Genomic DNA, 23,843 nt, shown 5'->3' on the forward strand with positions numbered 1-23,843 from the left:
TTTATAACTCATCGATCTGGCTAAGAAGCTGTTGGGCATGGCTGATGATCTGCGGCCGATCTTGAAGTTTATCTAGCTGGCGATAGATCATGCCCATACGTGGATGATTACGGAATGTCGCTTCATACCGGATCATGAAATACCAGTACAGGCTATTGAATGGACAGCTGTCCGGCTCGGTGCGGGTTTTGACACTGTAGCTACAGTGCTTGCAGTAATCCGACATCTTATGGATGTAATTGCCCGAAGCGGCATAAGGCTTGCTAGCCATCAAGCCGCCATCGGCATGCATCACCATGCCCAACGTATTCGGCAATTCTACCCATGCATAGGCATCGGCATACACCGCCAAGTACCATTCACTGATCTGATGGGGATCAACACCGCTCAATAAGGCAAAATTGCCAGTCACCATCAGACGCTGGATATGATGTGCATAGGCATGCTGAAAGGTATTGCGGAAACACTGCGTCATACAGTTCATCCGTGTACGGCCGGTCCAGTAAAATTGCGGCAGCGGTGCTGAGTGCTGCAGCACGTTGCGGCTGGCGTATTCGGGCATGTTCAGCCAGTAAATCCCGCGGACATATTCGCGCCAGCCCAGAATCTGCCGAATAAACCCTTCCACGGCATTCAGTGGCGCATGACCAGCATGGTAAGCCGCTTCTGCGGCATCACAGACTTCTCGGGGCAGCAATAGGCCGCAGTTCAGATAAGGCGAGAGCAGGCTGTGAAACAGCGTGTCTGCACCCTGAACCATGGCATCCTGATAATCGCCAAAGTGCGGCAAACTGTGGTCAATAAAATGCTGCAGCGCGCGCAGCGCATCATTGCGCGTGGTGGCCCAGCGGAAACTTGCAAGGTTTCCGGGATGCCGGGAAAATTCACGTTTAACCAGTTGCAGTACATCCAGATCAATCTGATCGTGCTCAAAGCAGAGGGGTTCAGGCAAAGGGGGATTACCTGACCAGGCCTTACGGTTGGCACTGTCATAGTTCCATTGCTGTCCTACGGGCTGCTGTCCCTGCATCAAATAGCCGGTCTGCCTGCGCATTTCCCGGTAAAAATATTCCATGCGCAACGTCTGATAGCGGCTGGCCCAGTGCCGGAACTGCTCCGGGCTACAGAAAAAACGCTCGTCATCCAGACACTGGACTGGCACTTGCAGCTGCTGGCTCCAGTGCTGTTCAATCTGCTGCTGCAGGCGGTATTCCCCGCAGTGAGTCATCACCAGTTCTGTGACGGGGAACAGCTGTCGCTGTGCCTGTACGAAATCCAGCAGGCTGCGAATCGGACTGCCGGATTGAAAGGTGTGGTAACGTACACGCCAGCCCTGAGCTTTAAGCGCTTTGGCAAAATGCCGCATCGCGCTAAAAATCAGGGCAATTTTCTGCTGATGATAAGCGACATAAGTGGCTTCCTCAACAACTTCGGCCATCAGGATCACGTCCCGGGTACGGTCCAGCGATTTAAACGTAGCAAGCTGATGATGTAGCTGGTCACCCAGAATTAAACCGAAACGCATAGCCATTCCAGACCCGATGAAAGATAGCCTAGTGTAAAGCCAGCCAGTTCAATTTTTTGTGAAAATAAAGATCAGCCCGCATGTTCAGTCAATTCAGCTCGACCAGATGATCTGCTGACATTGCACAGAAATCATAATTGCTACAATAACAGACTGTTCATCTCTATAATGCTACAGCCAGTTGATGAAACTCGCTTCGCATTATTCCTCAAGGCATAATTGGTGTGAAAATTATGTTATTTTAATCAAAAAGATACAAATTATTATGGTTGTAATTCAGGCAGCGTGCGCCTAGTATGTTCCATGAAGTTACTCCATGTAAGCTTCCTTAGTTTTGTCCCATACACCCCTCTGTATGGGATTTTTTTTAATCCGGGGATTGTCATGAGCATGCATTCAAAAGCGTATATTTTTAGACAGCAGCAATTGCTGGTGGATGATCATTTCCAGTTGCCGCAGGTGGAAAGACTGCAGCACGACCTGAACCTGTCGGAAAATGGCCAGGTCATTGCACGCGATCTAAAAGAAGATGAAATAGTGCCCGAAGGTTATCAACTGGTCCCGATCCGGCAACTGGTACAGGTCTGGAGCAGGCCGCAGTTTGAACAGGCCAGCCGTGCGGTACAGTTACTGGAATGGCGCCGTAATCACCGCTTTTGCAGTAAATGCGGCCATGCTACCCAGCAGCACGCCAGCCAGTATGCCATGGTCTGTCCATCCTGTGGCTATAACCAGTATCCGCGGGTGAATCCTTGCGTGATTACCATCATCACCCGGGGTACAGATGAAATTCTGCTGGCGAAAAATGCCCGCAATAAAACCCAGATGTACAGCCTGATTGCTGGATTTGTTGAAGTCGGCGAAACCTTGGAGGAGGCAGTACGCCGTGAGACGCAGGAAGAAGTCGGGCTGCAGATCAAGAATATTCAATATCTGGCCAGCCAGCCGTGGCCGTTTCCCAGCAACCTGATGATGGCCTTCAGGGCAGAGTATCACTCGGGTGAGATTCAGATTCAGGAAGATGAACTGAGCGACGCGCAATTTTTCAAGTTTGATCAGTTACCTGAGATTCCCTTCAAGGGCAGTATCGCTTATGCCATGATTCAGCATGTGATGCATGGTACCCCTGTGGCAGATGACAGCAAAGAATGGCTTTAACCCGGAAAACAGCCTAGAGCTTTTTTGGCAGCAGGCCTGCTAAATCACATCATTTTGTCTTCACGCTTTGTTCACATCCACCTGGGTTATCTTAGTCCTGAAATCATTTAAGGCTTAAAAATGAATATTCTATTCAAGTCAGTTTTTGCGGTTACGGCACTGACCCTCATGAGCTTAAGCATGCTGACTCGAGCGGAAACAGTTGCGCCTCAGGCAGTCGATCAGGTGGATATCCAACAGTATGCAGGCAAGTGGTATGAAATTGCGCATTTACCGATGTATTTTCAGCGTAAATGTGTGTCGGATATTTCGGCACAATACACTGTCAAGGCCGATCGGACCATACGTGTCCTAAATAGCTGCCGGATTGAAAATGGTGAAATGATCAGCTCTGAAGGGGTCGCCTATCCGCAAAATCAGGGCAATAGCAAACTCAAGGTCAGCTTTTTGCCGCCAGGTTTAAGGTGGATCCCCTTCACCAAAGGTCATTACTGGATATTAAGAGTGGATCCGGAATATAAAGTCGCACTGGTCGGTGGACCGAGTAATAAATACCTGTGGATTTTATCGCGTGAACCGCAACTGGACGAAGCAACCTATCAGTCCTATCTGGAGACTGCGAAACACTATGGTTACGACATCACAAAGTTAATCAAATTGCCCCATTAATCTGCTACCCTTTTGCCGAACTGCCAAATCTCTCTACAGTTCGGCTTTTTTTTCACTTCACATAAAATTCATATCTGACTGATTACACTCATCAAATGAAATAAAGACAGTTGCTTGAAATAGGATGAGTCCATGTTGAAAAGTCTGATGCAATGGATAGATAGCTGGTCTATATCGACACCAACCGAAACACTGACTGCTGAAAATAGCAAGATTCGGTGGATCCGTATTTTGCCCTTTATTCTGCTGCATCTGGCCTGTTTCGCTGTGTTCTGGGTCGGGGTATCCTGGTTTGCGCTTGGTTTTATGCTCGCGTTCTACTTGATCCGCATGTTTTCCATCACGGCTTTTTTTCATCGCTATCTGTCGCATAAAACTTTTCAGACCTCCCGCCCGGTACAGTTCCTGTTTGTGCTGATTGGCACCATGAGTGCACAGCGTGGTCCGCTATGGTGGGCGGCGCATCACCGTTATCACCACCGCTATACCGATACCTTGCAAGATCCGCATTCCTCCACGCATGGTTTTTGGTACAGCCATGTTGGCTGGTTTCTGAATGAATATAATTTTGCTACGCGTAAAGAAGTGATCAAGGACTGGCTGAAATATCCGGAACTTATCTGGCTAGATCGTTTCAGTTTAATTGTGGTACTGCTGACCGCGGGTGGAATTTATGCACTCGGGTACTGGCTGGCCATCACCTGGCCGCAACTCGGTACGTCCGGCCTGCAATTGCTGGTCTGGGGCTTTGTCGTGTCTACCGTGTTACTGATCCATGCCACCTTGTGTATCAATTCACTGGCGCATCATTATGGCAGCCGGGATTTTGACACGGATGATCACAGCCGCAACAACTTATTCCTGTCCATCATTACTTTGGGCGAAGGCTGGCATAACAACCACCATTATTATGCTGGAAGTACCCGGCAGGGCTTTTACTGGTGGCAGATTGATGTGACTTATTACCTACTAAAACTCATGTCCTGGTTCGGAATGGTCTGGGGAATCAAGCCCATTCCGGCACGGGTCTATGAAGTCAGTAAAATAGCTCAGGCTCGAAAACAGAAAAAAGCCGCTACGGCAGGCACTCAAAAAATTCAATCGAAGGAATCACCATGAAAATTGCAATTATTGGTTCAGGTATTTCCGGTCTGTATGCTGCCTGGAAACTCAGCAAAGTGCATGAAGTCACAGTCTTCGAAAAGAATAATTACTTCGGCGGTCATACCGATACCCATCAGCTGAATATAGACGGTGAACAGGTCGCGGTGGATAGCGGCTTTATTGTGTTCAATGAGCATAACTATCCGCTGTTCTGTGCAATGCTGAAAGAACTTGGGATTCAATCACAAAGCAGTGACATGGGCTTTTCGGTGAATAATCAGGTCAGCGGCTTGCAGTACAATCCGTCAAAAAAATTCTCGCTGTTGTTCCGACCGCAAAACTTTTTTAACGCAGATTTTCGCGCGATGTTGTCGGATCTTTTCCGTTTCTATGCGGCGAATAAAGATCTGGATGTGGAGCAGGTCGATGCACAGCTCAGTATTGATGAGTATTTAAATCAACATGGCTATTCCGAAGCTTTCCGCCAGGAACATCTCTATCCGATGTGTGGGGCGCTGTGGTCCTGTCCGGTGGAACAAGCCGGACAGATTCCCTATAAATTTGTGGTCAGCTTTTTCCAGCACCATCGCATGTTGCAACTGAAAGACCGGCCCTTATGGCTTACAGTCAAGGGTGGATCGGCTCGCTACGTTCGTGCGATTCAGTCCCAGGCCAATATTACTTTCCGCAAAACTGCTGTGCATCAGGTATCCCGTAGTGCCAATGATGTACTGGTTGAAACAGCACAGGGCAGTGAGCGTTTTGACTGGGTGATCTTTGCTAGTCATGCTGACGACAGCCTGAAATTACTTAAAGACCCGACAGTGCAGGAGCTGGACGTGCTGGGCAAGTTCCGCTATCAGGCTAACCGCATGGTGGTGCATTCTGATACCCGCATCATGCCCAAATCCCGTCGTCAATGGGCCAGCTGGCATGTGCATGTCACCCCAAGTCAGGCAGCTGAACAGACGCCATTCCAGCACAGCGGTATGCACTATGGTTTCAGTTACTGGATGAACCAGTTGCAAAACCTGCAATGCAAGACTCAGGTTCTTGCCACCCTGAATCCTAACTTTGCCTTGGATCCTAAAAAGGTCTGGGTCGAACGGCATTACCGTCATCCGGTGTTTGATGCCTGCGCGATTGAAGCACAAGAACGCTGGGCCGAGATCAATAGCCAGAACCGCACCTCATACTGTGGCGCTTACTGGGGCTGGGGCTTTCATGAAGATGGTGCCCGTAGCGCTGCGTGGGTGGTCGATCAGCTCTTAAAACAGACCGAGCAGGCCGCCTAGGAGGATATGATGCAAATGTTTCCACTGGCGATTGCCTCTGCGGAAATCCGGCATCGCCGTTTCTTGCCTAAAGCGCATGCTTTTAAGACCCGGCTGACCTATCTATACTTTGATCCGGATCAGCTCTCAAGCTTTACCCAAAAATCCTGGCTCTGGTCTTGCAATCGCTGGAATTTCCTCACTCTGGACGAACGTGATTTTCTGACCATGGAATGTGGTTCGATTCGGCAGAAGGTCGCACGTCTGCTGATCAAGCGGGAAAACTACCTGTTAGCGCATGCCGCATCCATCCGGGTCTTGGCTCTGCCGCGTACACTCGGCTTTCGCTTTAATTCTGTGGTGTTTTATCTGGTCTTTGATGCCACCGACCAGCTGATCTTTGTCCTCAGTGAAATTACCAATACACCGTGGAATGAACGTCAGGTCTATATTCACGACTGTCGGCACAATGCAACTGAATATGCACCGTACCAAAGTCACCAGTTTGACTTCAAGAAGGCCTTTCATGTGTCGCCATTCATGCCGATGGCGCTGGATTACCGCTGGCGCTTCAGCTTTTCCGATCAAAACAATGTGATTCATATGCAGCTGTTTCAGCAAGGAATCTTGCAATTTGATGCCACCATGCAATTTTCGTTGCAAGCCATCACAGTTCCTTCACAACAGCATCGCTATGCTGTGCTGAAAGTTCTTGAGCCCTTCAGGATGGTCGGTGGAATTTATCTGCATGCCTTTCGCTTGTGGAAGAAGAAAATTCCATTTTACCGACATCCTAAAAAAGAAAAAGGAAACACATTGCGATGAAAACACTGTTTATGGGAGAAGAAAGCACAATGCCGGTGGTACTGCGCCATCTGCTGAAATTACGTCATGGTCAGCTGATTTTTAAAGGCGCCTGGAACGGGATTGTGGGAGAGAGCAGTGATTTGTATGCCGTGATTCAGGTGCATGATGCTAGGCTGATGGATCTGCTGTTCCGTAATGGCGTACTCGGTGCTGCTGAAGGTTTTATTCGCGGCTACTGGAGCAGTGAAGATCTGGTCAATGTGATTCGCATTCTGGCGCGTAACCGTGATGTGCTGGACCGGATGAACCAGAATGCGCTGGCCAAGGCCAGTCAGTTCCTGTTAAAGACCTGGTACAAATCCCGCAAAAACTCAATTGATGGCAGCCGTAAAAATATTGCCGAGCATTATGACCTGAGCAATGACTTTTTCAAGCTGTTCCTAGATAGCAGCATGATGTATTCCAGTGCGGTATTTAAAGAACCGGGCATGAGTCTGGAACAGGCCTCCGATTATAAAAAAGAACTGATTTGCCAGAAACTGCAGCTGAAACCGATGGATCATTTAGTTGAGATTGGCAGCGGATGGGGTGGTTTTGCCATTTACGCAGCACTGCATTATGGCTGTAAGGTAACCACCATTACCATCTCCCAAGCACAATATGATGAAGCGGTCGCGCGAATAGAGGCAGCCGGACTATCCCATCGCGTGGATGTCCAGCTGAAAGACTACCGTCTGTTGGAAGGCAAATATGACAAGCTGGTGTCGATTGAAATGATCGAGGCTGTAGGTGAGCAGTATTTACCGATATATTTCAACAAATGCCGTGAATTGCTGAAATCGAATGGTCTGGCACTGATTCAGGCCATCACCATTGAAGATGCCCGCTATGCCAAAGCCCTGAATACCGTGGACTATATCAAGCGTTACATTTTCCCGGGCAGTTTTATTCCTTGCATCAGTGTCATGACCCAAGCAGCTTCCGAGCAAAAACTGCGTCTCAAGCATCTGGAAGATATCGGCCAGAGTTATGCCCAAACCTTGCACTGCTGGCGCCAACGTTTTCTGGAGCAACGTGATCAGGTAATGGGGCTTGGTTTTGATGAGTCCTTTATCCGTATGTGGGATTTTTATCTGTGCTATTGCGAAGGTGGTTTCCGCGAAGGCGTAATCAGTGATGTGCATCTGTTATTCGAAGCCAGTGCTTACTAAGCCAAGATAAAACAGGAGGGCTGTTATGCTGCTGAATTTACTGGTGCTGAATGTCTTTATCATGTTCTGTAGCTGGCTGCTAGTGACCTATAACCAGCGTGCCGGACTGGTGGATGTGGCCTGGAGTTTCTGTATTGCACTCAATGTCATCATCCCTGCTTGGGTCATGGAAACTGCACCGCTGCTGATCCGGGTATTTCTGGGCGTGTTCAGCGGAATCTGGTTCTTACGCCTGACCTGGCATCTGCTGCGCCGTTATGCCAGTGAAACTGCAGAAGATACCCGCTATGCCAATATGCGCAGGGCCATGGGAGATTATCAGCATCTCGGTTTTCTGGCCTTTTTTATGTTTCAGGCCGGGCTGGTGGCACTGTTTTCCTATCCGATGCTGGAGTTGCTTAATATTCCGGTCCAGCAGTGGAATGACTGGACCCCCTATACCGTACTGGTGGCAGGCATGATCATGCTGCTGGCGCTGATCGGGGAGAGTACTTCCGACCAGCAGCTCTACCGCTTCAAGCTGGATCCCCAGAATAAGGGCAAAACCCTGGATCGGGGCTTATGGAAATACTCACGTCATCCGAACTATTTTTTTGAATGGTTACACTGGTTTGCCTATCCGGTTCTCGGTCTAGCGGCAGGAGTCTATGAACTGTGGCTCTATCCGCTGCTGATGTGGTTGTTTCTGTACTACATTACTGGCATTCCGTTTAGTGAACAACAGGCACTGGCCCATCGCGGCGAAAATTACAAAGCTTATCAACGACGAACTTCAATGTTTATTCCGTGGCCACCCAAAGAGTAGGTAAATACATGGACTTTATGATTCAACAATCTTTAAAACTGGTTGAAAAGGGTAAATTGCCCGATGCCGTGATTCGCGCAGGCATTCGCACTTTAAGCAAAAAACGTCTGGCACAGGAAGGGCGCTTTGACCCGGCACTGGCGGCACAGCGTTATATGGATGTGCTGCATATGCTGAAAAACAGCGCAATTGCCATCGAGACCGACAAAGCCAATGAACAGCACTATGAACTGCCCACCGCATTTTTTCAGGCGGTGCTAGGCAAGCGGCTGAAATACAGCGCCAGCCTGTTTGAACATGATCATACCACACTGGATCAGGCGGAAGAAGCCGCACTGGCCAGCTATTGCCAGCGTGCGCAACTACAGGACGGGCAGGATATTCTGGAAATTGGCTGTGGCTGGGGCTCACTCAGTCTGTATATGGCCGAGCATTATCCTAACGCCCGGATTACCGTAGTGTCGAACTCCTCAACCCAGCGCCAGTATATTCAGGAACAGGCCCGTCTGAAAAAACTGCAGAACCTGACAGTGGTCACCTGTGATGTCAATGTACTGCAACTGGAACCGGCTGCTTTTGACCGTGTGGTTTCGGTGGAAATGTTTGAGCATGTGCGCAACTACCAGAAACTGTTTGAAAATATCAGCAGCTGGCTGAAAGACGATGGCTTGCTCTGGTGCCATATTTTCTGTCACCGTTTCCTGCATTATCTATTTGAAGTTAAAAATGAATTTGACTGGATGTCGAAATATTTCTTTAGTGGCGGTCTGATGCCGGCAGCTTCAACTTTCCTGCATTTCCAGCAGCATTTGCAGCTGGAACAGCACTGGCAATGGGCCGGCACCCAATATGAACGCACCGCAAATGCCTGGCTGGAGAATATGGACCAAAAGCAGGCCGAGCTGCAGCCCCTGTTTGAACAGACCTATGGCGCAGATGCTACCATCTGGTGGCAACGTTGGCGGATTTTCTTTATGGCCTGTGCCGAATTATTCGGTTATGACCATGGACACGAGTGGGTGATCGGCCACTTTCTGTTTAAAAAGAAAGCCGTATAATTAAACGCTGAATCGGATGCGCCAACGGGGAATTGATCAATGTTAAAGCTGTTTAGGGACAAACGCGATCATCCTCTGGGTGAGGTGTTTAACCGCTATTACTGGCTGCAAATCGGATTCATTGCCTTGTCGGTGGTGATTGGCATTGCCTGTAGTGCCTGGGTGATTAAAGGCTTTTTGCTGCGCACCGCCTTGGAACAGGAAATGTCACACTACTGGCAGCGGCTGGAACGCAATCCGGCCGCCGAACTTCCCGACACCAAAAACCTATATGGTTATCGTTGGTATGATACCCCTCCTATGCAGTTTCAGCACATGCAGTTCGAGCAGGGCGTCAATCGGCATTTTGTCGATGGTAAAGAGCGCATGACCGTCTACGGTGAAAAAAATCGGCAGCATGTGCTGCTGGTCTTTGGCGAAAGTAACGTCAACAAACTGGTCTGGCTGTTTGGTCTGGCACCACTGATGGTCAGTTTGTTCGTGCTGTACAGCGTATTGTGGTGGTGGAACCGTCGCGCCAAACGTTATTTTTCTCCGATTACCCGGTTGGCCAATGCGCTGGAACATATCGACTGGGAACATCAGAAAAATCAGGCTTCACCTTTTCAGGACATTCGCACTGATTCCAATCTGGAAGCTGAATACCTGAAGCAGGCATTAGAAAAATACCATCAGGTCTTGAGTGCATTTATTCAGCGTGAACGTGAGTTTACCGGTGATGTCAGTCATGAACTGCGCACCCCATTGACGATTTTAAAAGGCAATGTGCAACTGTGTCAGGCACGCTATGGTAACAACAAATCCTTTACCCGCCTGCACAACACTATTGAAGACATGCAGCTGCTGGTCGATACCTTACTGGCCATCGCCCGAAATACCACCAACACCCTGATAGCCGAGCCCACTATGCTGTCAGAATGTCTGGAGAATCTGGTACAGGATCTGGACAGTGTCAGCCACAACAAAGGCATGCAGATCGACCTACAAAAAGACCTGGATGAACAGCCGCGTAAAATGTACCCGTCAATGACCAAAATGGTGTTTGGCAATATCCTGCGCAATGCACTGAATTATTCGCAAGGCACGGAAATTGATGTCATTCTGCAAAAAAATAAAGTGCTGATTGCTGACAATGGAGTGGGTATTCCCTTACCGAATAACTCCAAAGTTCAGGAACTGTCCGACCAGCAACTACAACTAGAAATCAAAGGGCACGGCATTGGTCTGCAACTGGTACAGAAACTGTGCAAGCAGCTGGGCTGGCGGGTGGAACTGTTTGACCGGCAATATTATCTTAGCACCCATCAGGATGTTGATCTGACAATGACCACCGGACTGATTGTAGTGGTGTATTTAAACGAGGTTTTCGCCTGAAAAGCTTAGGCTTCTAAAGCAATCTTTAAACCGACACCGGAGATGGTATGAATCAGTTTCTGCTCAAAAGGCTTGTCAACCATTTTACGCAGATTATAGATATGACTGCGCAGGGCATCGCTTTCCGGTTCTGCATCTCCCCAAAGCTCCATCATGATTTCCTGTTTGGTTAGGACCTTAGGTGAATGACGCATTAACAATTTCAGGAGTTTGAACTGGATAGGGGGTAATTCAATGGTCTGGCCGGCTCGCGTCAGTTGCTGTCTGGCCGGGTCCAAAATCAGATCATGAATCTGTAGCCGGCCACTGGATACCTCACCTAAAGAACGTTTAATCAGAGCTTTGACCCGAACCACCAGCTCGTTAAAATCAAAGGGCTTAACCAGATAATCATCCGTGCCGGAATTAAAACCTTTGAGTTTGTCATCCAGCGTATCGCGCGCCGTCAACATCAGTACGGGTAAATCCAACCCTTCCTCATGACGCAGCCATTCACACAGTTCATAACCTGAACCATCAGGTAAATTAATGTCTAGAAGCAAAATATGATAGCGCTGCTGTTTCAGTAGCTGGCGTGCAGCGTTCAGATTGCGGGCATGATCCACTACAAAATCATGTTCTTCCAGAAACTCGCATAAGGTAGAGGCCAGTTCATAATGGTCTTCGACCATCAGGATAAAATGTTTCGACATAGCGGCAGAGACTAATTCAATAATTGCTGTTTTAATTTAGCACTAAATGGCTGCGAACCCAGCCAGATATTAAAATATTGTTGTGCTAGAGGATGCTGAAGATTGCCTAGTACCTGCTGATTCAGCATCAAGGTCAGGGTCTGTGTCTCGGCTTGATAGCTTAAACGATAAAGATCACCCGGTTTTACCGGCTTATAAAGCTGAGTAATTCTATCTAATACTATTAAGTGTTTAGACTCTCGCTCATTACGCTTCAGAAAATGGGTCGCTGCACGCTTGAAAGCCCATTCCGGAATATTCTGTGTATAGGAAAAATCAATCTGCATATTCTGGCCTTGCCAGGGTTTTGTACAGTTCTGAGCATAATAACGGGCGACGCCAACCTGTTTCTGAGCCACCAAAAGTGGACCACGACCACACTGATTCATATTCTGGGCATGTGACCATGAACTGAAACTGCAGAGCATCAGTAGTCCCGTACTTAATACTACTTTTTGAATGGCAGTACCCATGAATATGCTCCTCCAACATAAGGTAAAGAACGATACAGGCCATTGGCCGGATCCCAGAAATCCTGCTGGAAAATAATCTTATTGTCTCTGTTGACTTTGATTTCACTGATCCCAAAAGAATCCATAGTTCGAGTCGTGCCAAACATTTTAAAGTCATAGGTCATATGCCAGTGCACGTAGGCAGAGTCTTGGTAATAGGAGGTATTTAATAGTTTGACATTCACGTTACTGACACGCTTGTTCATCCCTTGAAAATGTTGGAGTAGATTTTGACGTGATGAAAATTGGGATAAGGTATCGTTAATAAACAGCTGATCGGCATAGAGTGATCCGGCTCGTTCAATAAATGCAGGTGTACCCAAAGTATTAAATGCTGAGGTAAAGCGTATGCCGATGTCTTGGGCTTTAGCCTGATCCAGCGCAGTTCCCTGAATTTGGTTTCTGGATTTTGCATAATCACTTGAATAGCTAGGAATACTTTTACATCCAGCTAAAACTAGTAGCGGTAAGGACAAGGTAGCTAGCAGTATTTTTTTGACATGTTTCATATTGGCTATCCGTATTAGGTCTATGCTGATACTTTAGGCCGAAAGTCGTGAACAGAATGTGAAGAGGATGAAAGGCTGTTAAATGAGCAGTAAACAGAAGCTCTTTAATGATGGAGTAACGTGTATATCCTCAGTCCTGTCTAAGCCTTTTTTGACATTCCCCAACTTTTCGCAGAAAGCAGAAATTCATAATTTAAAGCCACGAGAATGCTTTGATGTGGTTCTAGGATTTTAGACCACGCCTATAAGTGATAATCTACTCCCCAATAAGCATGGGAAATGCTTGTTTTTGGAGTCAAGCATGACACGAAGAAAATGTCGTAATCATTCAGCAGAGTTTAAAGTTAAAGTTGCTCTCGCAGCAATTAAAGGCGACCACACACTCGCTGAACTTTCTACTCAATTCGATTTACATCAAAACCAAATAATTGATTGGGAAAATCAACTGCTTGAGCGATCAGTCAATATTTTTTCACGACCAACAGCACAACAAGAACCAGAGATTGACCTCAAAGCTTTACATGCCAAGATAGGACATCAGGCATTGCAAATTGATTTTTTAGAAGGTGCGCTCAGAAAAATAGGGCAGCTGAGCGGCAAAAAATGATCGATAAGACCCATCAACTTTCGGTACGACAACAATCGCAATTGATTCAAATCAATCGCAGTACGTTGTATTACAAGCCCAAAGAGATTTCATCAACTGATTTGAGTTTGATGCGTCTAATCGATGAAATTCATCTCGACTACCCATTTATGGGCAGTCGAATGATACGAGATATGCTACAGCGTCAAGGACATCAAATAGGTCGGCGTAAAGTGCGACGTTTAATGCGCTTGATGGGAATACATGCCTTGTATCCAAAACCCAATACCAGTAAGCCTAATCTTGCACACCGTATTTTCCCATATCTGTTGAAAAACATGGTCATCGATCACTCTAATCAAGTCTGGTGTACAGATATCACGTACATTCCTATGGCTAAAGGCTTTGTCTATCTGTGTGCAATTATAGATTGGCATAGTCGTAAAGTACTGGCTCATCGAGTATCGATCAGTATGGAAACAGACTTTTGCATAGATGCGTTGCAAGAAGCAATTGTGAAATATGGTTGTCCTGAGGTGTTTAATACAGACCAAGGCAGTCAATTCACAAGCGAGGCATTTTTGAATGAGTTAAAATTGCGAAATATCCGTATCAGTATGGATGGGAAAGGACGATGGATGGATAATGTGATGATTGAGCGTTTATGGCGCAGCGTGAAGCATGAGGAAGTCTATTTGAAGGCTTACGATACGGTTAAACAAGCGAAACAATCAATTGCTGAATATTTGGATTTTTATAACATGATACGTCCTCATTCAAGTTTGAATAAGGCAACACCGGATGAATTTTATGATCAACATTTACTAAAAGTAATGGCAGCATAATTTAAATATTTAGAGCGGATTTATCACTTATAAAACTAAATTGAGTGGTCTAATTAACGGAACCACATTATTTATTTAGGCTAAAGATATTCTGTTAGGCCTAAGTAGTAAATTTAGAAATTAACCATTTCAACTGTATTGAGCTTGTATAGCCAGTATCGATTGAGAGAGTCATGATAGAAAAAATTGGGCATGCAAAAAAAACACCTGAAGTTCTAACTGAAGTTTTCACCAAGTTAAGTTACGTTTTGATATTAGATTTACCAGACTTTATTCAAGATTTTGTATTGGATCTTAAAAATAAGATGGATGATGAAATCAAAAGAATGCTTGACCAGGCAGCAAAAGACAATCAAGACGTTGATGAATTTGAAATTTTAAAGTGGTTACTCGATACAATTGATGTAGCTCCTGAAGAAACTGAAGAGGTTAAAAAGCACCAACATAAAGAGGTGCATGCTGTGCTATTTACTTGTTTTTTTACTCAATTGTCCGAGGCCTTAAGTCTGAAGTTATCAGAACATATGAGAGTGGAGTCAAAACCGCAGCGTTGTGTTAAAAAATTGACTCAAAGAACTTATAAAAAATATTTTGGTTTGCCTAAAAACTTCAAGCTCAAGTTAGAACGAAACCTGAAAATCAATTTTTACCCTGAAAAATTATGGTAACTGTATGACTAATACTGATGGATTGTCAGATCTACACGAAGAAATCAAAGTATTGGAAAAGTGGGTAAATCAGTCACTTGGTGAAAAAAAAGCTATTTTCAAAGATTTCGACGTTCAAAATAAGAATGAGTTGTATGCTGCTGCAGAAAAAATCCAAGTTACTATTAAAAAAAAGAGAATTGTGACGGAACATAAAATTCTGGCTGGTTTAACTCAATGGACTAAAATTGAACAAGAAGGGCATCAGTATGGTTATCTGTTGACTGGATTAATTTGTGAAATGCTCAAAGAACTTATCATTTTACCGAATTCTAGTTCTAAAGATAAAGAGCCTATCACAAACACAAAACTGATAGATTTTAAGCGAATAGTAGATGATGAAAGAGTACATAAGAAATTTAATCAACTATGTTATGCATTAAAACTGTTACTGCAGAACCAATTTAAAGACCGTGGGGAAAAAAAAATACCATGTGACAAAATTACCAATGAAATTAAAAAAATCGATGAATTTAACACCAGCAATTTTAAAGAATTTTTAACTGGTGAAGAGATGCAAAAGCACTCCATCTCATTAGATTTAGACCGTTACATTGAGCAATTTTGTATTGTCTGTAATGAGCTTAACAACAGGGAATTAAATTCATCGAAGAAACTTAGTATCAAGGATTTGATAAAAAGAATAAAAAAGGAGATTGATGTAACAAACCACTCAGGGTCATCTCCTATTCATATAGAAAATGATGACACAGAAGTCGAGATAGATGAAAAATCAGCAACTATTCTTGATCCTACACATGATGATATCAGTAAGCGTGCAAGTTCTATGATATCCGATGAAAAGCTCAAAAAAATTATTCAGAGACGTGAAGTCCCATTTGTAAGTAATCCACTTTATCTAGCACCCAGTTTATTACATCAGGTATACAACGTATTGCACGATTGTTATCAGGATAAAATGCTCAAAGAAAATAGTACAATCTTTTATGATCAATCTTCTTTGGCATTATGTGGCATGATGTCACTGCTGACTGGTCTGAGTCCTACTATCTTTAAAGATATTAATAATTTGATTGAAAAAGGAAAAATATTAGAAAAAACAAAAGTAAAAAGAATAAAAAAAACAAAAGTAGCAGAAGAAACAGAAGTAATCGAAGTAATCGAAGTAATCGAAGTATCTTATTATTGGGTGATTGATCCAAAGTTGAATGTAAATCATTCGGGCATTATGAGTGATAAATTACAGCGCTATAACAAAGCATCCACTTATAAATGGCATATTCCTAGTGCTTGGATTATTCAATTTAAAAAAAATGTTATTCAAGAACTATCTGTTCCTGAATACAATCGTTTTTTAAGGCAGCTTTTCAAACCGTATAATTTGGACAAGATTTCATGTGGAATTTTAGAAAAGCAAATATATTTCCATCTGAATATGCAGACAGGTGATGATCTCGTAGCACACTTAATGGCAAATCACGATACGAATCATGTGGTTAATTGGTCCTATGAAGGGCGTAATATTGAAGAGATAAATAGACATTTTAAAAGATACATTGATTGTTTAATAAACCGAAAAAAAGGTGATCTATGGAAAAAAGAGCAGCATCCGGGTTATATCTTTGACCGAGAACAACGTATAGGTAGTCAGCGTTGCTGGACTATCAAAGCAGCAACTCAATTTTTTAAAAATCTTTATGCTTATGTACAGACTACTTTAACGAATGATGAAGCCAATCGGATTGAGAAATTAAATGCTTATAGCATTTGGATGTGGCATCTGTCTTTAATTTGCCTCACTGTACGACCCACGATGGGTATGCCAGGTTTGATCAAAAATTATGATTCAAAATCAAAATTTATCTATATTCATGACAAAAAAATTGGTTCACGACAAGAAGGTCGTTTAGTGCCTGTAGTAGGTTATTGGCAAAAGCATTTTGATGCATACAGAGAGTATATAGATAAGACAATCACTGCATTAGGCATGAAATATCTGCAGGAGCAGTGGAAAAAAAATGAATTCATGCTGTGTATTCTTATCCATCCTCAACTGACTTCCAAAAAGCATAGCGTTGACTTTATAGAAATAGCAGACAATCTTACTTTGGCACCAATGTCAGCAGCTTTTGTGACGCATTACTTGAAAGAAACAGTTCAGATTTATAAAAACTGGCCAAGGCATTTTAGCAAAAACCATCTTGAACTCAGCAGTGATATTCATAATACCCTTTATGCACATGATGGTATTGCCATGGGTTTTGGCCATACTTCATCCTTAAGTCCTTTTCATTACAAAACAGAAATTCAACAACAGGTTGAAGCGTTACTGAAAAAATTAGAAATTTTGGAGCTAGACTTGTTTACCCAGGAAAAATCGCGTGATTAACAAAGAACTAAATCAAGAGATTCTAGAGCAATTACAAAATGCGATTGAAACAGAAACAAAAGCAATTTTTAATCAAATTTCTGAGCTGATTGATCATAAATATACTCAGAAAAAGGTGAATGGTGTCGAGATTGATTTTAAACTTCTTGATCAACGAATTGCTGATAAATTTACAAACTATCAGCAAGTTTTAATAAAAGTTTGTGAGCATTCCCAGCTCAAAAAATATTTCCGCTCTTACCTCAAGGAGTGTTTTAAACACTTTAAAATTATTTGTGAACAAGAGTATCAGGAGTGGCAAAAAAAAAATCCAGATCATGCAAAAATTTACGATATTAAATTACCAGATTGGAAAATAGCAACATTACCGCGCCGCGATAATACTTTAACAGAGGACAAGTTGTGTAATGGAGCTATTCTTGCTGATTTTAAAGAAAAATTTTATGAAAAGTGGAGCTATTCTCTTAATAAAAAGACTCAAAATATAAGTTTACAATCTACAGTTGAAGCTCAGCAAAACTTAGTAAACATATTATTTGAATGTCTATGTATATCATTAATTTTCGATCAAGGATGTATTCATCCTGAACGGCTTATTGCAATTCATGATGCAATTTTTGAAATGAATCTAGACAGTGGACTACTGCCAATTTACTCTGGTTCAAAGAATCATGCCTACGTTTTCTCATACACTCTATCATCTCAAAAATATGGCAATTTCTACCGTTATGATAGCCAAGGAGATGTGGAATTATGGCAAACACAGCAAATATATTTTAACGCAATCTCAATGCTTTGTTATTTGCGTATCCGAGAGCATCTTCATGGTAACCAAGGTTATGCATTACAGTTTACATCGCCTCTTAGTATTTGGCAGCAAACACACGATGATCAAGATCAAAAAGTTAAGCGGGAAGATTTACTTTATAAGCGGCTAAAAGCACATTTTAAAGATGTTGTTCCTGATCATCAATTTATCAAAGAGTTTGGGCGACGTCGTTTTTCTGCTTTCAAGCATATTGATTATGTTCTTTGGCAGGAGATTCCAAATTTAGATCTATTGAGTACAAGTGTACTTAATAACAAAATTATCACTACGCCTTTGATATATGAACAGCATATAGCTATTTATCATCAGCTTGATACCTGGAAAACGATTCAAGAAAGAATTGAAAATACTCATCACACTGTGGAGCTTTCTGTTTCTACTAGTGGTCAGAACGTTAAAGTTTATAATGATAAACGGATGGGTAAACGTAATGATATAAAATCATTGCTTTTATCATTTAGTGAAGATGGTAAAGAGTTGACACTAGCCAAGTTTAATGAAGCTTTGAACGCAAGTATTAATAAATCAGAGGGCGATATACGTTCCTATGAAGCTGGAGAGGGGGAATATATTGATTATGTGGTGGCAATCGCACATTTACGGATATGCCAATGGTTAAAGTATGAGCTAGGTTACAATTCTGGCTCTGGTAAAGCATCACTTCAGGTGGCATCGATAAAACGTTATTATCACAGCTTCGTTTCTGACTTTTTAATTTACATTTTAGAATACCAAATAAATTTGAATAATGCCATCGAAGAACAATTTGAAGAAATGTATGAGTACCTTATTTTAGAAAAATCAATGAAAGATCAGGAAAAGCAGGAAACAATCGCTGAGAAAAATGATAATAAAAAGCACGACACCTCTGGCTATTCTTTCGCGAGGTTAAAAACATTTCATCAGTATTTGGTCAACAAGCATGATGCACCAGTAGTAGCGTACTTGTATGAACATCAGAGAGACAGCGGGAAATTTTTAAAAACACGGACCATTAGTCCGCAGATGTTTGAATTAATGATGAAAATTGTGAAAAATTATCCACACATTTTAGGCATTTCAGGGAATGACATAGTTGCATTGCAATGGGTCTATCGACTCGCATTTAGACTAGGTTTGCGTATTGATGAAGTGACAGGCATCCGTCTCAATGATTTTGACTCTGCACAGCTTCGAAGTCATCTTAAAAATAATCGTTTATATACGAAGCAAAGTCAGATCCTAAAGATACGACTTCAAATGAATCATCCAATTCAGATATTGAAAATCTGGTTTTAAAAATTCATTCCAACTCTCACCGTAATGTTAAAAACGAAAATGCAAATCGTCAGTTTGATTTATCCTATTTTTTAAATCCAAATGAATTTAAAGAGTTCTGTGATTTTTATAAAAAATATTTAGCTGCTTCTTTGAGCGAAGCGGAATTACAAGTACAGAATACATTACTCTTCACCTTTGAAAATCAACAATTATCAAAAATCACTAGGAGCTTGTTTAATCTGGTATTAGGGACAAGTGATCATTCATATACATTTCACGCATTTAGGCATAGTGCTGCATCACACTTAGCAATTTTATTGAAAGGCAGCCACCAGCTTATCTGTAGTTTTACTGACTATGACTCTAGGTTTGTAGGTAGGCTTAAAAAGCATATATTGCAAAATATCGATCATGCATCATTACATAGCGCAGATGTATGGCAACGTTTAGCACATCTAATGGGGCATGAAGACTTTAACGTGACCGCAAGTAGCTATATACATCATCTTAATATTTTAATTGCAGACATGTTTTATACAGCAAAACGTGAATATCAGCCTGAATTGATTGGTGCATTACTAAAAAATAGCAAAATTATTAATGCTCAATTTAAATCCTTAAAGATATCTGAGGATGAATCAGCTTTTAACATTCTTCAAAAATCTAAGTTTTTTTTAAAGGTTTTTGAAAAACATAATGATCCAAAGCAATTCTTAAAAAAAGATGAAATTGAAAAAAAACAAATGAGTTTTTTATATCCAAAAAGATTTCTAGAATCATATCAGGAATGGAAAGCAAATGACCGGATCATAAATCCTGAAGACCAGCTTGTTAACTTAATAAAGTCAATTAGTAGACAATTTTATATTTATAAAGATAAAGAAATAGCTAGAAGTGAGGAGCGCGATCTGCAAGAAATGGATTTAAATTGGGAGCGAATGATTAATTGGTCGTATTTATATGGAATATGCCATCCATTCATAATTGACAAAGAAATTACCCAAAAAGAAATTAAAAATTTTTATTATATTTTGGAAAATAAAATTTCATTGAAAAATGATCGATCAGTTTTAGTTTTTGAAGCAGTCTGTCAAAAAGATTTAAAATTGTACGATTCATTTGTAGAGTTTATTACCAAAATATATTCGGACGTAGAATCCTACTTAGATATAGAAAAATCAAGTTCAAGTGATTTTGATAAAAAAATAGGGAGTGAAGTTAAAATAAAATATTATAAAATTAGTAATAAAAAAGCAGATTCAAAGCATCATCTGATACAAAAAATTGTACTACAAAGTATCTTTTTTAAGATGAAATGCCTTGGAGTACCTTCCCTGGGTCAAAAGAAAATGGTCTAAAATGTTTTACCGGAGCAGTAGGGGGCTACAGTTTTTTTTATATTAAAAAAATATATAAAAAACAGTGGTATATAACTTTATGTAATTCATGTTTGATTATTTTTTCATTATTTATGTAAGGTTCCTCTTTTTTTTTGGTCAAAAAAAGGGACACTAAGAGGGAGGTGTGCACTCTGTGAGGTTGATTTTTGATAATTTTTTTTCTTGAGAATAGCCTGGACGAGAGATTATCAAAAAAAAATACTCAATAAATAAAAAGATTTTGTATGAATCACAGAAGAAAATAATATTAAATTTAATTGTATTTTTTTATTATTCTTGTAAATTTATTCGGATATTATTTTTTAAATTTAATCTATAAAATATAAAATTATATATAAGGTAAATTTTATAGACTAGTGAGTTAATACAAATTATTTACCCTATAAATTGATTTGTTTTATTCTGTAAAATAGGGAAATTAGTTTTTATTTTTTATAAATAAAAAAAATAATTTTGCTAGATTTATAATATTAAATACAGCATAGAAAACTGGGTTGTGTTTTTGGTTTGATTTTATAAGCTAATTTTTAAATAGCCTAAGCAAATATATTTCAGAAAAATAGCCCAAGCCTTTGCTTTTTAAACCTGCTGTTTTACAAAGCAAAGGCTTGGGAGTCCACCAATATGATTATTTTTAGATTTTAATGAGATCCCAAAAAATGGAGAAGATAAATTAATTAGCTTAGGTAATCCTTCTATAAGTATGCAGCATAGATTTTGAGCTAAACACGCATCCTTGTATGTAGGTAAAATACAGGGATTTTTTCGGCTAAAATTTTGAAAAAATTAAGCCAGCATTCAATTTTAAAATATCACTAAAAAATGAATAAAAAATTCTAATTTGGTTTGACCAAAGAAAAAGATACCCATATGATAATTACATTACAGCAAAATCTGTAATCGGGCGTGGAAACCTGAAAATTACTACAGAAGCATTAAAACCGCTTTAGCGGTTTTTTGTGCTTATTATGCTTAGTTTGCCATTATGGTAGGCCAGGCAGGGCAGTCTATGACTGGCCGTCTTCTGTAGTGCGGTATTTCCACCCCTGTTTGGTCTACCTCCATCTCGTGGAAAAGATGGTTGTAGATAGTCAACTCTAAACTACAGGTACTAAACATGAAGATTTTATTATCTAATCCCCCCATTTCTCTTAGGTCTCTTTTGTTAGCGCTGACTGGATATTGACGGTCATTTAATTCACAGCTTTAACCAAATCCAACTATATACATTTTCAAATTTCGTACTTGTGCGAAAGTAGGAAAGTGTTGCCTGGAGAAAATAAGAAATGGGTTCTACACGACTATTGACCAATATTATTCAGCGTAAAGTCATGTTGCCAGAAGAAATGACACCTTCAATGCAGCGTGACAATTTTGAAGTGGCACTGACTGATTTTGAAAAGCATCCAATCATCAAATGTTTATTTAAGGCGGATAACCAGCGTTCTACGGAATGTTGGAGCGTGCAAGAAATTGCAAACTTTATTGAGGATTGCACAGAAGATCAAAACATCAATTTATGCATTTTGTATTGGAAAGATATACACGGCAATATTTACATTATTGATGGAGCACATCGTCTTTCCTGTATCTATGCGTGGATTAATAGATATTTTGCGGATGAGCAAGTCACTCAAGCACCTAATTTCAATGATCCACAAAAACAAGATATTCGTTACCTCCGCAATTATTTAGGAGATCTCGCTGATTTTCAAAAAATTTGTACTGATGCCGAATTCGCAGAAAAAAAATCGAAATTAGGCGATATTAAAATCAGTTTCAGGCAGGTACTGGGAACTCCGGAAGATGCGCGACGGGTATTTCAATCGATTAACTCAGATACTAAACGTTTAGATAAATATGAGGAATATCACCTAAGAAATCGCGGTAGTGACGCGTATTATGCGATCTATGCCTGTTGTTATATCAATGACAATAAATCTAACCTAGAAGAGCTCCAATATACACGTTTAAATGGGTTGATTGAGTTAGGGGAGAGGATCCACCAGCTACTTTTTTCGACCATTTTATTAGACAATGAAATGAGTCATGGCAAAAAAATTGGCTTGGTCAATGAGCTGATGAATATCATTGCGGGTGATCAGATTCATAATATTATGAGTCTGAATCAGGGGGAGCGCGTTGAAAACCTAATGTCGCATCTGTTGACCATTCTTTGCAGAATAGCGACGCCTGTAAAAAATGCTGGGGTTCCGAGTTTGGGCTTACATCCATACTTATATTTTTATAAGGATCAGCGTTTTCAGATTACTTCTTTTCTTGCATGGTTTTCAATTGTGTATGAAATTCATGAAAGCCGCATGCAGATTCATCATCGAAAGATTAGTTTCAAGGACTTCACCCGGGTACGCCGTAGTATTGAGTTCTTGATCGCCAATTTCCCCGTGGCGACCACCGAAACGGTCGGCAAGTTCGGCAGTGGTATCAAGGGCTATGATCGGCTACAAATTGTCTATAAAGCCTTTATTTGCTTAAGCTTGGAAATGGAGGTTGATTTTGATGATGAGAAATGCCTGAATACCTTTATTCTGTCCATGTCTAAGGCCTTCAAGTACATAAACTTTAACGAGTTCTATGTCGAAAGGTTTTTGGGTGGTTATGATGATGCAGTAGTCAAGAATGTGGTGGGATATGTGGAGTCGATTAGTCCAATTTCTCGGTCAAAGCCAAAGGCCTTTTCGGCATTAACCAAGAGTCTGCTTAAGCACAATTTTGTGGTGGGTAATCATAACTTTTGCCTCATTTGTGATGGATTGATCTATCTTGATTCTACTGAATCGGATCATAGGATTGCCAAAGCCGTAGGTGGGCAAGGCGTTCTAGAGAATGGTCTGCTGGTTCATCCCATCTGTAATAGGATGAAATCAGATCTGAGCCTGGAAGAGATTAGAGCGGATTTGTTTGGTGAATTACTGTATTGAGCAGCAGAGGGGGTAAATTAATTTTCTAAAATTTATCAATGATTTAACTTTTGATATATTCAGCCAATGTGGTTGTTTTTAATTCACTTTAGAATCACAACCAGAAACTAGCTGTAGTTTCTGAATGACCGTCAAGGTCCTTAGTTTTGCCTATAGATTCCCCCTATGGGCATTTTTTTTGATCAAA

General features: G+C 41.6%; 19 protein-coding genes. 15 read left to right on the top strand and 4 right to left on the bottom strand.

Going from position 1 to position 23,843, the window contains the following annotated elements:
- Position 1: 1 nt before the first annotated feature.
- The gene (locus G4D73_RS15135) at positions 2-1,525 is read right to left on the bottom strand and encodes a cryptochrome/photolyase family protein (RefSeq protein WP_213687770.1); all 1,524 of its coding nucleotides are present in this window, start codon (positions 1,523-1,525) and stop codon (positions 2-4) included.
- Positions 1,526-1,909: 384 nt separating this feature from the next.
- Between G4D73_RS15135 and nudC the strand changes: the two genes are divergently transcribed.
- The 9 genes from nudC to G4D73_RS15180 all read left to right on the top strand — a co-directional run bounded on the left by nudC (position 1,910) and on the right by G4D73_RS15180 (position 10,985).
- Positions 1,910-2,683 carry an NAD(+) diphosphatase gene (nudC, locus tag G4D73_RS15140; RefSeq protein ID WP_213687771.1) on the top strand — a complete coding sequence of 258 codons (774 nt, stop codon included), beginning with the start codon at positions 1,910-1,912 and terminating at the stop codon, positions 2,681-2,683.
- A 120-nt stretch (positions 2,684-2,803) separates the two neighbouring features.
- A complete protein-coding gene (locus G4D73_RS15145) occupies positions 2,804-3,352 on the top strand; it encodes a lipocalin family protein (RefSeq protein ID WP_180038953.1) in 549 nt (182 codons plus the stop codon).
- Positions 3,353-3,484: 132 nt separating this feature from the next.
- Positions 3,485-4,471, top strand: a complete 987-nt coding sequence (locus G4D73_RS15150) for an acyl-CoA desaturase (RefSeq protein ID WP_180038954.1) — start codon at positions 3,485-3,487, stop codon at positions 4,469-4,471.
- Positions 4,468-5,751 (top strand): NAD(P)/FAD-dependent oxidoreductase, encoded by a 1,284-nt coding sequence (locus G4D73_RS15155; protein ID WP_180038955.1) that lies wholly within the window; start codon positions 4,468-4,470, stop codon positions 5,749-5,751. Before G4D73_RS15150 ends, G4D73_RS15155 begins: the two co-directional genes overlap by 4 nt.
- 9 nt (positions 5,752-5,760) lie before the next feature.
- Positions 5,761-6,555 (top strand): DUF1365 domain-containing protein, encoded by a 795-nt coding sequence (locus G4D73_RS15160; protein ID WP_180038956.1) that lies wholly within the window; start codon positions 5,761-5,763, stop codon positions 6,553-6,555.
- Entirely contained in the window at positions 6,552-7,748 is a 1,197-nt protein-coding gene (locus G4D73_RS15165; protein WP_180038957.1) for an SAM-dependent methyltransferase, read from the top strand. The genes G4D73_RS15160 and G4D73_RS15165 overlap by 4 nt, the downstream gene beginning before the upstream one ends.
- A 25-nt stretch (positions 7,749-7,773) precedes the next feature.
- A complete protein-coding gene (locus tag G4D73_RS15170; RefSeq protein WP_180038958.1) occupies positions 7,774-8,553 on the top strand; it encodes a DUF1295 domain-containing protein in 780 nt (259 codons plus the stop codon).
- An 8-nt stretch (positions 8,554-8,561) separates the two neighbouring features.
- Entirely contained in the window at positions 8,562-9,611 is a 1,050-nt protein-coding gene (locus tag G4D73_RS15175) for an SAM-dependent methyltransferase (protein WP_213687772.1), read from the top strand.
- A 39-nt stretch (positions 9,612-9,650) separates the two neighbouring features.
- Positions 9,651-10,985, top strand: a complete 1,335-nt coding sequence (locus tag G4D73_RS15180) for a sensor histidine kinase (protein WP_213687773.1) — start codon at positions 9,651-9,653, stop codon at positions 10,983-10,985.
- Positions 10,986-10,990: 5 nt separating this feature from the next.
- Here G4D73_RS15180 and G4D73_RS15185 read toward each other — a convergent pair whose 3' ends face one another.
- The 3 genes from G4D73_RS15185 to G4D73_RS15195 are packed head-to-tail and all read right to left on the bottom strand — an operon-like array spanning position 10,991 to position 12,737.
- Complete coding sequence (locus tag G4D73_RS15185) at positions 10,991-11,677, bottom strand: response regulator transcription factor (RefSeq protein ID WP_180038961.1); 687 nt, start codon at positions 11,675-11,677, stop codon at positions 10,991-10,993.
- Between the two features lie 11 nt (positions 11,678-11,688).
- On the bottom strand, positions 11,689-12,189 hold the full coding sequence (locus G4D73_RS15190) for a chalcone isomerase family protein (protein ID WP_180038962.1): 501 nt from the start codon (positions 12,187-12,189) through the stop codon (positions 11,689-11,691).
- Positions 12,165-12,737, bottom strand: a complete 573-nt coding sequence (locus G4D73_RS15195) for a nuclear transport factor 2 family protein (RefSeq protein ID WP_180038963.1) — start codon at positions 12,735-12,737, stop codon at positions 12,165-12,167. Before G4D73_RS15195 ends, G4D73_RS15190 begins: the two co-directional genes overlap by 25 nt.
- A 301-nt stretch (positions 12,738-13,038) precedes the next feature.
- On the opposite strand from G4D73_RS15195, the gene G4D73_RS15200 reads away from it, so the two are divergent.
- The 6 genes from G4D73_RS15200 to G4D73_RS15225 all read left to right on the top strand — a co-directional run bounded on the left by G4D73_RS15200 (position 13,039) and on the right by G4D73_RS15225 (position 23,656).
- Positions 13,039-14,168 (top strand): IS3-like element ISAcsp5 family transposase gene (locus tag G4D73_RS15200; RefSeq protein ID WP_213687774.1). Its coding sequence is split into 2 segments (ribosomal slippage): positions 13,039-13,291 and positions 13,291-14,168, totalling 1,131 coding nucleotides; the frame shifts between segments, so codons are not numbered across the junction.
- 173 nt (positions 14,169-14,341) lie between these two features.
- On the top strand, positions 14,342-14,836 hold the full coding sequence (locus tag G4D73_RS15205; RefSeq protein ID WP_145758465.1) for a transporter: 495 nt from the start codon (positions 14,342-14,344) through the stop codon (positions 14,834-14,836).
- Positions 14,837-14,840: 4 nt separating this feature from the next.
- Entirely contained in the window at positions 14,841-17,225 is a 2,385-nt protein-coding gene (locus G4D73_RS15215) for a hypothetical protein (RefSeq protein WP_228305212.1), read from the top strand.
- Entirely contained in the window at positions 17,218-19,332 is a 2,115-nt protein-coding gene (locus G4D73_RS15565; RefSeq protein ID WP_228305213.1) for a hypothetical protein, read from the top strand. Before G4D73_RS15215 ends, G4D73_RS15565 begins: the two co-directional genes overlap by 8 nt.
- Positions 19,333-19,463: 131 nt before the next feature.
- Positions 19,464-20,672, top strand: coding sequence for a hypothetical protein (locus G4D73_RS15570; protein WP_228305214.1), 1,209 nt, complete (start codon positions 19,464-19,466; stop codon positions 20,670-20,672).
- A gap of 1,328 nt (positions 20,673-22,000) precedes the next feature.
- Complete coding sequence (locus G4D73_RS15225) at positions 22,001-23,656, top strand: HNH endonuclease signature motif containing protein (RefSeq protein WP_180038966.1); 1,656 nt, start codon at positions 22,001-22,003, stop codon at positions 23,654-23,656.
- Positions 23,657-23,843: the final 187 nt, after the last annotated feature.

It is taken from the genome of Acinetobacter sp. WY4 (assembly GCF_018438165.1).
Taxonomy (GTDB): domain Bacteria; phylum Pseudomonadota; class Gammaproteobacteria; order Pseudomonadales; family Moraxellaceae; genus Acinetobacter.

What these genes read in the sequence shown, in the direction of transcription:
- G4D73_RS15135 (WP_213687770.1), bottom strand. Translation starts at nt 1,525, where the DNA reads ATGCGTTTCGGTTTAATTCTGGGTGACCAGCTACATCATCAGCTTGCT.
- nudC (WP_213687771.1), top strand. Translation starts at nt 1,910, where the DNA reads ATGAGCATGCATTCAAAAGCGTATATTTTTAGACAGCAGCAATTGCTG.
- G4D73_RS15145 (WP_180038953.1), top strand. Translation starts at nt 2,804, where the DNA reads ATGAATATTCTATTCAAGTCAGTTTTTGCGGTTACGGCACTGACCCTC.
- G4D73_RS15150 (WP_180038954.1), top strand. Translation starts at nt 3,485, where the DNA reads ATGTTGAAAAGTCTGATGCAATGGATAGATAGCTGGTCTATATCGACA.
- G4D73_RS15155 (WP_180038955.1), top strand. Translation starts at nt 4,468, where the DNA reads ATGAAAATTGCAATTATTGGTTCAGGTATTTCCGGTCTGTATGCTGCC.
- G4D73_RS15160 (WP_180038956.1), top strand. Translation starts at nt 5,761, where the DNA reads ATGCAAATGTTTCCACTGGCGATTGCCTCTGCGGAAATCCGGCATCGC.
- G4D73_RS15165 (WP_180038957.1), top strand. Translation starts at nt 6,552, where the DNA reads ATGAAAACACTGTTTATGGGAGAAGAAAGCACAATGCCGGTGGTACTG.
- G4D73_RS15170 (WP_180038958.1), top strand. Translation starts at nt 7,774, where the DNA reads ATGCTGCTGAATTTACTGGTGCTGAATGTCTTTATCATGTTCTGTAGC.
- G4D73_RS15175 (WP_213687772.1), top strand. Translation starts at nt 8,562, where the DNA reads ATGGACTTTATGATTCAACAATCTTTAAAACTGGTTGAAAAGGGTAAA.
- G4D73_RS15180 (WP_213687773.1), top strand. Translation starts at nt 9,651, where the DNA reads ATGTTAAAGCTGTTTAGGGACAAACGCGATCATCCTCTGGGTGAGGTG.
- G4D73_RS15185 (WP_180038961.1), bottom strand. Translation starts at nt 11,677, where the DNA reads ATGTCGAAACATTTTATCCTGATGGTCGAAGACCATTATGAACTGGCC.
- G4D73_RS15190 (WP_180038962.1), bottom strand. Translation starts at nt 12,189, where the DNA reads ATGGGTACTGCCATTCAAAAAGTAGTATTAAGTACGGGACTACTGATG.
- G4D73_RS15195 (WP_180038963.1), bottom strand. Translation starts at nt 12,737, where the DNA reads ATGAAACATGTCAAAAAAATACTGCTAGCTACCTTGTCCTTACCGCTA.
- G4D73_RS15205 (WP_145758465.1), top strand. Translation starts at nt 14,342, where the DNA reads ATGATAGAAAAAATTGGGCATGCAAAAAAAACACCTGAAGTTCTAACT.
- G4D73_RS15215 (WP_228305212.1), top strand. Translation starts at nt 14,841, where the DNA reads ATGACTAATACTGATGGATTGTCAGATCTACACGAAGAAATCAAAGTA.
- G4D73_RS15225 (WP_180038966.1), top strand. Translation starts at nt 22,001, where the DNA reads ATGGGTTCTACACGACTATTGACCAATATTATTCAGCGTAAAGTCATG.